Below are 13,378 nucleotides of genomic sequence, written 5' to 3'. Positions count from 1 at the left end.
CATAGCTCTTAGCATTACCAATATTATGGAAATTAACAAACCAATAAAAACTGAAGAAGAGTATGAGTCTGCATTAAAAAAAATGGAGGCTATTTTTCACGCTAAGCCAAATACAAAGGAGGGCGATTTACTTGAGTTATTATCAATTTTAGTTCATGAATACGAGCTAAAGCACCATAAAATTGAAACTCTATCTCCCATAGAAGCGCTAAAATTCGAAATGGAGGAACAAGGATTAAATCAAATCAGCTTAGCAAAGCAAATAGGAATGAGTAAAAGTAGTATATCAGAAATACTTAATGGTAAGAAGCCCATGAGTGTACGATTTATGAAATACCTCCATCAACATCTTGGTATTCCAGCACATATTTTACTCTCCTAGAGTGAGTTGAGATTGTGTGGATAAGTGATTGTATTAGCATTGCGTCTCTTCGGAGAAAATACATATTAAACCACTCATCCACTCAATCATAACTCGCTAAATCTTAACCGTCAAAGACAGTTGTACATTACTCCCGTCCGAAGGCCAAATGCCTGGACCAGGATAGAATAGCGGTCTTTTAGTAAAATAATTTTCATTAGTAATGTTATTGATATTCAGTTTCAACTGAATCATATCGCTTAGTCTCATAGCTGCATTCAAGTCCAGAATACCATACGATGGTACCAAACCAATAGCTCCACTTGCATTTGGCGTGCGAGTATTTAGCGCATCTGCGAATGTTTCAGAAGTGTAGCTATACAAAAGCGTTGAGCTAATAGCCCCTATGTTGAAAGTTAGACCATTGCGTGTAATTACCGAAGGAACACTCTCAATCTTATTGCCTACCACCGAGATATTTGCATTGCCCGTTTTCACTTCTCCCGAAACATATTTTCCATCCATGAATGAGGTCGAAGTGAAGATTGAGAGAGACGATTTTTTACTCAAATTCCAATCTCCTTGAATGAAAATCTCCAAGCCTTTTGTTTCCGAATTTCCAATATTAGTTCGATAAGTAATGAATGTACCTGTCTCATCTGTAATTCCTAGCGTTCCAAAACGATTATCATATCTCAACAAAAATCCTGTCACATCCCATCTCAAAAAGCCTTTTCTACCTCTATAGCCCAACTCCACATTATACCCTTTGGCATCTTTGATATTTTGGTCTACTTTTTCATAAATAGAACTCGGCACTAAATCCTTGAAAATCATAGGTCTGTACATCTGAGAAAAACCGCCATAAATTTCTCCCGTAGAGCTCGGTTTGTAGCTAAAACTTGCGCCCAACAAAGGATATTGGTGCTTGATGGATACAGGAATTTTATTTTCAGGATAATAGCTAATCGTTCCACTCATACGGCTCTCTCCCATTTCAACCCGTGCCCCTGCATTGACTTTCAGATTGTTCATAACATAAAAGCTATTCTCTGCATAAATGGCGATATTGTTGGTAGCAAAATGTAAATCTCTGCCCCAAACAGGGTCTACTAAAGTTAAATCATAGTCATCGCCTGTTGTACCCTTACCCAATTGTGTACGATGCAAATCGTTTGTCATTACCTGAACACCACTTGCCAAATTGCTTTCCATTTGACCTATTTTGTAATGACTCAAGACACGTAATTCATTGGTAAAACTATTAAATCGGTCGATATCTACCTGACGATTAGCATATTGTAAAGTCGCACGATTTAGCGTGTCCTGAATGGTTGCCAGTTTATCAAACATCACGCTATTTCTAGTTCCAATTACTGCCGAAGAAGTAAACTCTAACGTTGTGTTGGCACTCAAATGATAAGTTGCTCTAAAAGAAGGCACATTAATCGTCGGACTAAAATAGTTACGGGTACGTGTTGCTTGAGTCGGGTCAGCAGCAAACATGGCATCTGTCAACGGCCCAGGGATGCGATATAAATAGCTCGAACGAGCCCATTCTAATCTAAAATTCCATTTTTCATTCGGTGCAAACTGCACCACAGCACCTTGAGCGTTCATATTGGTATGTTCATAATCACGGTATCCGTCTCTTGACTTTTGCAGAAAATAGGTATAATATTTCCACTTTTTGAGTGTTCCTCCCAATGAAACATAGTTGCTCAGAAGATTGTATGAACCCGCCGTCGAAATAGCTTCCAATTCAATCGCTTTATGGTCGCTAGCTTGCTTGCTTACGTAGTTGAGCATTCCGCCAAACTGTGCTCCATATTGCAAAGCACCCGTTCCTCGAACCAGTTCAATACGTTCTACGCTTTCCATCGGTACGCTATAATGACTTGCAGGATAGGCATACATATCTGAGTTGGTAATGACGCCATCTTTACGAATATTAAACTCCCAACCTCTATGTGGGTCAAGTCCTCGAGTCGAAATATTGACCTGATTGCCCGTTCCATCCATGTCGTACACAAATACACCAGGGACTTTAGCGAATATCTGACGACCCGTTTTGTCGGTAATACTGGCGTTCAATTGGGAGACCTTCAGCACCTCGCTTTTCTTACCTTCCATAATATACGTACCAGTAATACCTGACAGGCGACTTATATCTTCGCGAAGACTTTTGCCTTCTACCGTAATGGTTTGTAACTCCTTAGATTTAGTAGAATCAGCTGTTTGGGCATTGGTATCCAAAGCCCCCAAAGTTAAAAATATGGCAGTAATAATATATTTTATATTCATTTCTTTTCTTTAAAAAAATCCAATGTACTTCTAATATAAAAGATTGATAATCAGATTTATGCATAATCTAAAAATCGCATCATGAATCCAAAATTAGATTCAAGCAATTGGCTTTAGGCAAAAGGGCTTTATAATTTCATAAAAAACACTTTTTCCTGTAGCAAACGGCTTTCAGCTTTGGGCATTCGGCAAAAACATATCTATTGTTACTAAAAAACATTTTAACACTCGTTGCCTTGGAACCTCAACACATAACTTAAATCTAATTGTGTGCAAGTAATCACTTTTTTACAATAATTATTTTGTATTTATTTTATTGTAAAAAATAGTATTCCACTCACAATAAATCCGCAAAAAAAATCAATTTATTGCGTTTTGTGAAGAATTATCTTTAACAGTAAAATACAAATTAATTATAATAAATTTAGAAACAGGGTGGTTTTAGAAGTTTCAGATAGTACGAGAAATGATACAAACTTACATAGTGAAAAGTCTTAGGTGCATAGATAAACAAAGGACTATTTCCAAAAGAAATAGTGGAGTAGTCGACAGTAGGCAAATATTCGATTAACAGGTGCTTACATAATGCTAATGCTTTTTGAACTGGACTAGGAATTTGGCCACTTTCTGATTGAAGTTCTTGGGCTATTTGTTTGATTTTTTTGGTAGCTTTTTCATTCAGTTGTAATACTGTTATCAAACTATCATTACGATAGATTTTTTCTACTACACTATAAAATTTACCATCGTGTTCTACCAAGGCTCTTCCTTCTACCCTATTATGAAAATCAAAAGTATAAGGCAATATCATTGGCATACCAACCTCAATTCGTTCAGAAACAATCTCTTCCTGCTCAATTACAGGTGCTTCATGAACCATTAACAAAGCAATGCTGCTACTAAAAATAGAATTTAGTAATAGTATGAATAAAAATATGCTCGTGATTGCCCTCAATATTTTTATAGAAATTTTAACAAAAATAACATTTTAAACAATCTTCAGCAATGATTGAAATCATTAACTTTTCTATTTGAGCAATCTATTCATTGCTCCTTAAACATTTGTAAGAGCCATAAAGAAAGAAATATTAAGGAATTTTAGGAAAGAGAAAGAAGTAGACAGTAGATTAAATAGGCAATTTTCGAGATAGCTGATTATCCACATACATAGATTTCTTCAGACTCTCATACAAAAAGAAATCGGTACGCAAACGGTACCGATTCTACAAAATCAATCATTAGTTTATAAATTTCGCCAAGGCTTCTCGCCAAGCTTCTAATTCTGGTTTTCCCGGTTTCCTTTTTCCAAAAATTAAAGCGATTTGTTGGAAGTTTTCATCAAACAATTCCAAACTTGTTACTATGCCATCATTGGTTGGTTTCTTCACAAGCCATGCCTCAGCAATATGGTCTTCACGTAAATGTAGGTTGAATTGTGGGTCCAAAACATTGAACCATGGACCCATAGCTACCAATTTTTGAACCAAGCCTGTATGAATTTGAATACAGCCTTTGCTCGACACAAAAATCATAATTTCGGTATTTGTACTTGATACTTCTTCTAGTACCTGCTTTACTTGCTCAACCGAAACCTTCTGTGCGTATCCTTCAGGTGCATAAGCCAAAGCTTGCTGACGATTTACCCCAAATTTTTGTAATAAAGGAAAAAACTGATGGGTGTCTTCTAATTTTAACCAAGCTTCCTGAAAGGCCTCAACGTCCAAATCAGGATTGGCGGGTGGTGCCACAAATTCAGTTTCAGGAATCACCTCCAATATTGATGACTGCTCATTATCGCGAAAGGCTGAAACAATATTTTGGAATGCCTCAATATTGCTACTTTCTTGCAAGAATATCTTATGAACCGCATTGCCATTTTCATCAAAAAACTGAAGGCTTTTATTTTGAGCTTCAACAGCAAAACCAAATTTCCAATGACTCATAAACAAACGAAGGTCTATGTCTTCTCCTAATACCAAACCTACATGGTTGTTGAATGATACTTTTTCATATTTTCCTTTACGCTCATGCACGCAACTTTCGTTACGCGTAAGCGCCATCACATATCCGAGTGAAGGAATTTGCTTCATCAACTCTCTAAAATCACCACTCAGTCGCACCACGCCTTCGCCAATCGCGGTGGCAAGCAACTCTGCCTCAGAAACGCCCAATTGCTTGGCAGCATCTCTTATTCTAACTTTCGGATTTTCGGCTTGAAAATTTTGATAAATCTCTTTGAGAGAAAGGGTTATACTTGACATATCCTTGCTGTTTTATGATAAATATTTTCTTGAAATGGAATAATAAAGGGATAATCCAATTGACTATCCTGAAATAATTTTACTTGAATCCCAAAGGTTTCATGAATGGAATCGGGTTGTAAAACCTTTTGTGTGACACCATAATCCACAATTTTCCCTTTTTTGAGTAATAGGACCGAGTCGGCAAATTGCATGGCCAAATTCAAATCGTGAAGAATGGCAACCACACTAAAACCTTTATGCGTTAACTCTTTTACTGTTGTCAATAATTGTTGTTGATGAAATAAATCCAATCCTGTTACAGGCTCGTCTAAAAACAGATACTTGGGCTGTTTTGACCTATAATTTTTATCAAATAGTGATTCGTAATCGAGCAACTGCGCCATGACTTTAGCCAAGTACACACGTTGTTGCTCACCTCCCGATAAAGTATGTACAGTACGATTGGCAAGATGGGCAATACCTGTTTGGTTTAAACAGTATTCCACAATGGCTCGGTCTTGGGCGTTGGGCCGAGAAGTAAAATGCGGGTATCGACCCATCATTACCAAATCATCCACTTTGAATTCAAATGCTAGGGTATTTTGTTGTGCTAATACCGCTCTTATCTGTGCTAGTTCGTCAGAGCGATAAGTATTCAGGTTGCGATGTGCCAGTCTAATTTTACCTTCTTGATAAGGCAATTCTTTACTCAATATTTTCAGTAAAGTAGATTTACCAGCGCCATTAGCCCCCATAATAGCCAAGAGTTTTCCACTAGGAAAATCAAAGCTTACCTGACTTAAGAGTTGTCGTTTGTTGATGCTATAATTGATATTTTGAACTTCAATCATGTTAAAAAGGGTTTGGGCAATCAGGTATCGGCTTTCGGCAGTGGGTTTTTGGAAAAAACATGGTTGTGGTTATTAAAAGCATTTTAACACTCTTTGCCTTGTGCCTGTTGCCTAAACAATCTACTGCTGCATGAATACTTAAATATGAATGCTGAATTATGAGTTATGAATTTTTAATGTAAAATTTTAATTATCAATACTTTACACCTTAAATTAATCAAATATAATTCTGCACGATTACTTATTCCTATGACATATATTGACGATATTCTTCTGATTACTAACGTATTTCAATAACTTCTATACCATTAACTGATAACTCTATTTCACCTATCGGCGATTTTTGATGAGTATCGCTATAAAACTTGGGGTTCCAATAATGGCCGTTACGATGCCTATTGGCAACTCGGCAGGAGCCACAATCGTCCTTGAAATCAAATCGGCTAAGGTCAACAGAATAGCTCCCATCAACGCAGAGGCTGGCAAAACAATACGATGGTCGGCACCAACCAACATACGTGTAATATGTGGAATCACCAAACCTACAAAACCAATTGTACCACAAAGCGCTACAGAAATACCAACGCCTAAGGTGGTCAATAAAATCAATTGTATTTTCAAACGCTTGGCATTGATTCCCAAATGTTGCGCTTGACCTTCACCCAAGGCAAAAGCATTGAGCGATTTTCCCAATCTAGGAATAGCCACCAATGGCAAAAAACACCCTATTGCGCCTACTTGAAGTGTTTCCCAAGTAGCACCACCCAAACTTCCTAGTCCCCAAAACTGAATACTTCGTAACTGAGCGTCGTTTGCCAAATACGTCAACAAGCCTGTAATAGCGCCGCAAAGTGCATTGATGGCGATTCCTGCTAAAAGCATATTGGCTACAGATGCTTTACCTTCGACCTTGGACAATTGATAAACGCCTAAAGCCGTCAAACAAGCCCCTACAAATGACATGATAGACATACCAAACAAACCTAGCATTTGCCATTCACTCAACCAATGAAGTTCCAACACAATCATTGATACTGCAAACAGCGAGGCCCCCGATGAAATCCCAATCAGGCTTGGGTCGGCCAATGGATTCCGAAAAAGACCTTGAATAGAGGCTCCTGTCATGCCTAAAACGGCTCCTATCAGAATCCCCATTAACACTCTTGGCAATCGAATTACTGTAAGGATTACACTTGCTTGATCGTTGATTGTACCACTGACAAAACCTAATTTTTGACCTAAAATAAGACATACCTCATGGATTGAAATTGCTACTGCACCCAAGCCTGCTGCCCACAAACCTACGATGATTAGTACCAATGTCAGACCAACAAGTATAAGTCCATTTTTGGTAAATGAGCTAGTTTCTTTTGTTAGCAGCGTATCCACAAACCGCACTTCAGCCGAATTATTCATGGGTTTAAAGGTTAATTTTTTTATTCAGTTCCAACACTGCCAATCCAACTCTGGGTCCAAAGCCTGTTAGCATGGCTCCGTCCATGGTGATAAATTGCTTTTTCTTACCAGCCGTGGTTTGCGCCACCCCAGGGATTTTTAATAATCCCGCTGTACCATCTATGCTTTCCAAACCCGAATCAAATAGCAATATATAATCTGGATTTGCTGCTACTAGTGCCTCGGGGGTGAGTGGTTTGAAATTCTCAAAATCATTGACCGCGTTTTGTGCGCCTGCCAGTTCTATCAAGCTTTTTACTGAGGTGCCATTACCAGCCACCGACAGCGCTCCCATGCCACGAGCATAGATAAATAATACTTTGGGCGAAGATTTGAGTTTTTTGACTTGTTTAAGAGACACATCAATCTGCTGTTTTAAGCGTTGTGCTTCAGCTTTTTTTCCAAAATATGACGCTACTTCATCTATGAGTTTCTTTGTACCTTCCACGGTATAGATTTGAGTAAACATCTGAACTTTTACTCCCGCCGATTTGAATTGAGACTCTACCTCTGGTTTCAGAAAAGAACTTCCTTTTTCATCTTTTGTACCAATCACAATGGTAGGTTGCAATGCTAAAGTTGCCTCAGCTCCGATACCTCGGTTGTGACCTACCTTTGGAAGTTTCTCTATTGAGGCTGGGTAATTGGAGGTTACATCCGTACCAACAATCTGGTTTTGTAAACCTAATCCAACCAATATTTCTGTAACAGCACCACTGATAGAAACAATTCTTGGTGTTTTTGTTTGTGCAAAAAGAGCAATATTACAAAGTAATAAATACCCTAAAATGATTTTTTTCATAACCTTTTCTACATGAATGTTCTCTTGCCTCTTTATACTATTGGGCTTTCTTTACCAATTTATATTCAATATTCGGATAGCCTCGTTCGCCACCGTCAGCGGAAGTGAAGTTCAAGAATTTCAATTTATACACATTTCCCGAAGCATCTTTTACCACATAGAATCTATCTGTTTTTACGCCAACTGTTCCTGTGGTAGCTCTCCAATTGGCTCCAATCACCGAACGGTTATTACCAAACGTAATAGAACTAATATTACTTTCCGCGAATGCATCATAACTTACAGTGCTGGTCAAAACCTCTGCAGCTTGGACACCTGCCAAATGATTGATAAATACTTGGTCGGAGAAGTAATACGGGATATCTGCTGTTGCTGATAGTGCCGTTTTATACAAAGCCCCTGTCCATTGAATATCCCATTTTTCTTTGGCTGGCTCTACCGAAACTGGACTTGTGCTATCGAATGAGGTATAAACAAATTGCAAAGAGGCATCTTTAGCAATTGTCATAGTTTGATAGCTTGTTTCATTTAGTTTGGCATACTGTAAAGTATATCCACCAGATGTATTTCTTAATACACGTAGTTTCATCAAATCTTTCTTGGCAGTAGCCCCGCCAGTTCCTCTGTTCAAAATATAGACTTTATTGTCTGCATCGGTTGCTGAAACTGCGGCTATCACGGTTTTAGAAATATCTCCTGTCACATCATCAACCAAAGCAAAATGAGCCGTTTCAAATCCTAAAGTCAAGTTTTTGCCAACGGTATCGGCCGCACTTACTTGATTTATATCTGTTTTGGTCGTAACAATCGCTGTTGCGGCAGTTAAATTATTGATTTTTACCACAAAACTACTACCCGTATAAAAACCCAAATCCCAAGCAGCACGAGCTACAGCTGTCTGACTATTATTACTAAAATCTACCCAAACCGAATTAACTGCCGATGAGCCTCCAGTTCCTCCATTAAGTTTGAGGGTTGAGCCTTCCGACACAATAGCTGTAAATTTCACGGTCAGTTCTGCATTTGTTCCTACCAAAACCGAGTTGGTCGTTGAAGTGATTTTGACAGCGAGAGATTCAGAACCACTTAGGAAAATACCTGCTTTTTTAGTTAGTTTAAAAGATGTTTCACTACTTCCAGCCGGAACTTGAAGTGTAATCTGATTATTGCTTGCGGCAGGTTCTGTGCTAAACTCTGTTCCATAAGTAAGCCCTGTGGCTGTTAATTGTAAAGTAACCGAAGTAGTCGATTCTACCGCTCTCGAAAGCTTCACTTTTATGACTGATTCGGTTGTAGCTGCGTCAATTCCTTGCTGTGTTGCTTCAAATTGTGCCAAATTATCGGGTAGAGCAATCTCTGTATCTTTGCATGACGATACCACCAAAGCACCACCTAACAGTAATGCTCCTACTAGTTGAGAAAAATACTTCATTATTTTATGTTAATTTATGAGAATGATTGTTAAAATTATTGATGAATTTGATAGGTAATTCCTGCAAAATAGGAGCGACCATAACTCATCGGTACTGGCCCGCTTGTGCTGTGCGCCGAGCCTGAACTTGTCCCTGTATTAGTTAATCTTGTAACATTAGCTATGTTTTTTACCCCTGCATTAAGCTGAAGGCCATACTTTAGTTTTTGGGTTATGGTAAAATCTGCCCAATGAAAACTTCCGACCTCGGTCAACTTTGCTATTGCATTACCTTGCGTATCTGTACTGGCTTGATAGGCAGGTTGTGTTCCTGAAAATTTATAAAACAAACCTAATGTGGTAGCTGTACCAAGGGTATAGCTAATATTAGTATTGATTTCTGGCGACCATAAAAAACTTTCCATGGCTACATTCGCAAGGCTTTCGTCACTCAATAGTTGATTGTATCTGCCAATGTATGAAAGTCCCAAGCTGGCACGTAATTTTTGCGTAGCCAAGGTTTGTTCAATCGTAAAGCCTGTTGTTTTAAATCTATCGATATTTATCGTTTGCGACACACTAGGGTTCGTTGGATCAGTACCATAGCTGATCAAATTTCTAAAATCATTATAAAATCCTGTTAAAGTAGATTTATGTTGAAACTTCCCAATATTGCCTATCCGAGTCAGGGAGGCATTGAAGCTGTCTGAATTTTCTGCTTTCAAATTAGGATTGCCTTTGATAGAATGACTTGCGTCAAAGAAATTAAAGTATAATTCTCTCAATGCTGGTGCTCTAAATCCTTGTGCATACGCCAAGCGCCAATCCCAATGTTGGCTCAATTTTATCTTTACATTCAGCGCTGGTATCAACGGCGGCGCTGGGTATACCGAGTTTTTGATGAATCTAAAACCAGGGCGAATCAGTACAACCGAGTCGAGGTTAATTTCTGGTGCTACAAAAATCGCATAGTCGTTGATACTTGGCGTACCTTCGATTCGCGCGCCACTAGCTCGGTCTGCATTGATTTCAACACCCGCTTGTATATTTAATAGCTTAGACCAACGATAATAGGCTGTTGCACGTGTCATGGCATTATTAAATTTTGAAATATCTTGTTCTCCTGCCCCAAGCGAAAGCGTTCTTTTACCTGTATTCAAATCCAAAATTGAGGTTTGGGTTTTACGCTGATAGTCGGTATAGGCGGCCAAGAAATTTACACTTACTTTTTCATTTACTCGCCAATTACCTTGTAGTTGGTGCATCAATCGAGTTGTCAAAAAACGCTGGTCACGTGCTTGATTGGTATTGATATTGACTGCCCCAAGATTTACAATATCTTCATCTAGGCCATCAAGTCGGTAATAGAATTCGGCACTTTTTAAACGATAGCCCATTTTAGCATTTGCCAGTGTTTGTGTCTTAGGCAACCATTCTTTATTTCTTCCTGTAGAACTGCCTTGCCAACCACCAAAACTTTGATTAGTCAAACCTGCCGAAAAGGAGAGAGCTTTGCCTTGCCAGCTTCCAGCAATACTTTGAAGGTGTATGCCATTCCAAACATCTCCTACGTTTTTACTAAAACCGTATTCATTTGCGACGGTTTCTTCCTGAACTTTTGCAGACAAACTCCAGTGATGCGAATTTCCTTTTTTGGTAATAATATTAATAACTCCCGCCAAAGCATCCGTGCCATAGTTTACGGACATTGGCCCTTCTACTATCTCAATTCGTTCGATACTATTGATATCTATTTGGTTCAAGCTTTCTCTTGTATCTCCACGGTCAAGCATTGGTACACCATCTAGTAAAATTTTTACATTTCGACCCGACATTCCCATCAACTGAATATCGGTTGTACCCAAAGCCATATCATTCGAAAATCTGAAGCCTATTTCATTATTCAAGACGCCTATTACATTGGTGGCAGCTCTTTGTTCTATTCTTGCTCTGTCGATGACCCTTACTTGATAAACCGAGTTTCGAAGCGTTTGACCTTGCGGTTGACCTGTTACGACTACCTCATCTAAGTTTTTTACAGAAGGATTTAAGGTTACCTCTAATTTCGAAGACCTTCTAAGATCGATGGTTTTTACCACTGTTTCAAATCCAACAGAGCTAATTTTTATCTGTTCCGATTGATTTTGTACAACTCTCAAACTAAACCTTCCATCCGATTTACTAACCGTACCTTTACCAGATTTTAGCAATAGGATAGTGGCGCCTTCAATCGGCAATCCTTCCGTATTGATAACCTTTCCCTCTATGATGTTTTCTTGGGCAAATATTTGCCAGCTTGCTACCAAACAAAGCAGCAATAACACAACACTCTTATATTTCATGGATTTGATGCTAGTTCAAAAAAGAGATAATCTTAAATGGTTTACTATTTTTATTTAGACTTAATATAAATAACTGCACAAAGGTATGTAAAAAAGAATTAAATTGTCAAGTATTATTTAGAATCATTTTAAATAATTTTCAAATTGTTTTTCTTAGCTGGAAAATGCCCGCTTTATCAAATGGTCAAAATGACCAATAGATAGAAATATTTGACTTCAGATTTTAACAATTATTCTAAAAATGGACACGCATCAAATGGTCATTTTGACCAATAGATAGAAATATTTAATATCAGATTTTAACAATTATTCTAAAAATAGGACACGTATCAAATGGTCATTTTGACCATTTGATAGAAATCTTTGACATCAGATTTTAACAATTATTCCAAAAAAGGACACACATCAAATGGTCATTTTGACCATTTGATAGAAATATTTGACATCAGATTCTAACAATTATTCTAGAAATAGGACACGCATCAAATGGTCATTTTGACCAATAGATAGAAATATTTAATATCAGATTTTAACAATTATTCTAAAAAAGAGACGCTCATCTATTGGTCAAAATGACCATTTGATAGCTAAAATTTTTCTCAAGTATTTTGCATAAAAAATCATGCAAAATAATTATATTTGTATATAATTACATGCAAAAGAAATGATACAAGACCAACTGCTTAGATTTATCAGAAGGCGCAACGCCTTATCGATTGCTACGTTAGAGCGTGAAGCAAATTTACCTAAAGATACTATCGCCAAAGCGCTTAAAGGTGAAAGAAAGTTAAGCGATAAGCACGTAGAATCTTTATTGCCAGTTCTGACAGCTTATGGCTACTCTCCAGACCTCTTTGAGAAAGCCCGCGTGGTATCGGTTATCAACCACAAAGGAGGTGTAGGCAAAACTACTACCACTGGTTATTTGGGTGAAGCAATTGCTAAGAAGGGTTTCAAAGTATTGCTCATCGACCTTGATCCACAAGGTAATTTGAGTCAAATTTTTGATGTTGATATTCAGGATGAAAAACAAGTTTACACCAGCTTGGTAAAACTTCAAGACTTGCCAAGTTACCAGGTGGCCGACAACCTTTATATTTGCCCATCAGATATTGAGTTGTCCAAAGCCGAAACTGAGTTAATCAACAAAGTAGGAGGAGAGCAACGTCTCAAAATTCTTATTTCAAGATTAAGTGAAAACTATGATTTTATTTTGATTGATTGCCCGCCATCGTTGAATATTCTTACCATGAGTGCGATGCAGGCATCCAATAGTTGCTTGATTACTTTGCTTCCAGAAATGTCAGCCTTGAAAGGTCTCAACACTTTATTGGAACGTGTTTCGGAAGCTCGACAAATCTTTAATCCTTCTTTGCAAGTGGATGGAATTGTATTCACGATGGTTCGTAACAATACCGTTCATAATGGTATCAAGGATTTGGTGCGTGAAGAATTCAATCATGTCCGTATTTTCAGTAATGAAATCCGCCACTTGATAGCCTTTCAGAAAGCTCAAATTGAACAAATCCCTATCAGGATGTATGACAAAGATTCGGAAGCAGCAAAATGTTATGATACCTTCTGTGCCGAGTATTTAACCCTATTCTAA

Annotated in this window: 10 protein-coding genes; 2 read left to right on the top strand and 8 right to left on the bottom strand. The window is 38.0% G+C overall.

All coding sequences use genetic code 11. The features are described from left to right. Positions 1-25 precede the first annotated feature (25 nt). The gene (locus ACOVQ4_RS20175) at positions 26-382 is read left to right on the top strand and encodes a helix-turn-helix domain-containing protein (RefSeq protein WP_421822407.1); all 357 of its coding nucleotides are present in this window, start codon (positions 26-28) and stop codon (positions 380-382) included. Positions 383-478: 96 nt separating this feature from the next. Here the strand turns inward: ACOVQ4_RS20175 and ACOVQ4_RS20170 are convergent, their stop codons facing one another. The 8 genes from ACOVQ4_RS20170 to ACOVQ4_RS20135 form a co-directional block, all read right to left on the bottom strand. Next, entirely contained in the window at positions 479-2,665 is a 2,187-nt protein-coding gene (locus ACOVQ4_RS20170) for a TonB-dependent receptor family protein (protein ID WP_421822406.1), read from the bottom strand. A gap of 424 nt (positions 2,666-3,089) precedes the next feature. Then, a complete protein-coding gene (locus ACOVQ4_RS20165) occupies positions 3,090-3,545 on the bottom strand; it encodes a hypothetical protein (protein WP_421822405.1) in 456 nt (151 codons plus the stop codon). Between the two features lie 358 nt (positions 3,546-3,903). Then, positions 3,904-4,926, bottom strand: coding sequence for a hemin-degrading factor (locus ACOVQ4_RS20160; RefSeq protein WP_421822404.1), 1,023 nt, complete (start codon positions 4,924-4,926; stop codon positions 3,904-3,906). Next, positions 4,914-5,759 (bottom strand): heme ABC transporter ATP-binding protein, encoded by an 846-nt coding sequence (locus tag ACOVQ4_RS20155; protein WP_421822403.1) that lies wholly within the window; start codon positions 5,757-5,759, stop codon positions 4,914-4,916. The genes ACOVQ4_RS20160 and ACOVQ4_RS20155 overlap by 13 nt, the downstream gene beginning before the upstream one ends. A gap of 330 nt (positions 5,760-6,089) precedes the next feature. After that, entirely contained in the window at positions 6,090-7,175 is a 1,086-nt protein-coding gene (locus ACOVQ4_RS20150; RefSeq protein WP_421822402.1) for a FecCD family ABC transporter permease, read from the bottom strand. Between the two features lie 4 nt (positions 7,176-7,179). After that, positions 7,180-8,016, bottom strand: coding sequence for a heme/hemin ABC transporter substrate-binding protein (locus tag ACOVQ4_RS20145; RefSeq protein WP_421822401.1), 837 nt, complete (start codon positions 8,014-8,016; stop codon positions 7,180-7,182). A gap of 37 nt (positions 8,017-8,053) precedes the next feature. Next, positions 8,054-9,448 carry an HmuY family protein gene (locus tag ACOVQ4_RS20140; protein WP_421822400.1) on the bottom strand — a complete coding sequence of 465 codons (1,395 nt, stop codon included), beginning with the start codon at positions 9,446-9,448 and terminating at the stop codon, positions 8,054-8,056. A 35-nt stretch (positions 9,449-9,483) separates the two neighbouring features. Beyond that, a complete protein-coding gene (locus ACOVQ4_RS20135) occupies positions 9,484-11,769 on the bottom strand; it encodes a TonB-dependent receptor (RefSeq protein ID WP_421822399.1) in 2,286 nt (761 codons plus the stop codon). Between the two features lie 664 nt (positions 11,770-12,433). Here ACOVQ4_RS20135 and ACOVQ4_RS20130 point away from each other — a divergent pair. Then, complete coding sequence (locus ACOVQ4_RS20130) at positions 12,434-13,378, top strand: ParA family protein (RefSeq protein WP_095165020.1); 945 nt, start codon at positions 12,434-12,436, stop codon at positions 13,376-13,378.

The sequence above is a fragment of the Flectobacillus sp. genome, assembly GCF_049240685.1.
GTDB lineage: Bacteria > Bacteroidota > Bacteroidia > Cytophagales > Spirosomataceae > Flectobacillus.
Note: the sequence above shows the minus strand (reverse complement) of the source record. Positions and strands in the feature narration are given on the sequence as shown.

What these genes read in the sequence shown, in the direction of transcription:
- ACOVQ4_RS20175 (WP_421822407.1), top strand. Translation starts at nt 26, where the DNA reads ATGGAAATTAACAAACCAATAAAAACTGAAGAAGAGTATGAGTCTGCA.
- ACOVQ4_RS20170 (WP_421822406.1), bottom strand. Translation starts at nt 2,665, where the DNA reads ATGAATATAAAATATATTATTACTGCCATATTTTTAACTTTGGGGGCT.
- ACOVQ4_RS20165 (WP_421822405.1), bottom strand. Translation starts at nt 3,545, where the DNA reads ATGGTTCATGAAGCACCTGTAATTGAGCAGGAAGAGATTGTTTCTGAA.
- ACOVQ4_RS20160 (WP_421822404.1), bottom strand. Translation starts at nt 4,926, where the DNA reads ATGTCAAGTATAACCCTTTCTCTCAAAGAGATTTATCAAAATTTTCAA.
- ACOVQ4_RS20155 (WP_421822403.1), bottom strand. Translation starts at nt 5,759, where the DNA reads ATGATTGAAGTTCAAAATATCAATTATAGCATCAACAAACGACAACTC.
- ACOVQ4_RS20150 (WP_421822402.1), bottom strand. Translation starts at nt 7,175, where the DNA reads ATGAATAATTCGGCTGAAGTGCGGTTTGTGGATACGCTGCTAACAAAA.
- ACOVQ4_RS20145 (WP_421822401.1), bottom strand. Translation starts at nt 8,016, where the DNA reads ATGAAAAAAATCATTTTAGGGTATTTATTACTTTGTAATATTGCTCTT.
- ACOVQ4_RS20140 (WP_421822400.1), bottom strand. Translation starts at nt 9,448, where the DNA reads ATGAAGTATTTTTCTCAACTAGTAGGAGCATTACTGTTAGGTGGTGCT.
- ACOVQ4_RS20135 (WP_421822399.1), bottom strand. Translation starts at nt 11,769, where the DNA reads ATGAAATATAAGAGTGTTGTGTTATTGCTGCTTTGTTTGGTAGCAAGC.
- ACOVQ4_RS20130 (WP_095165020.1), top strand. Translation starts at nt 12,434, where the DNA reads ATGATACAAGACCAACTGCTTAGATTTATCAGAAGGCGCAACGCCTTA.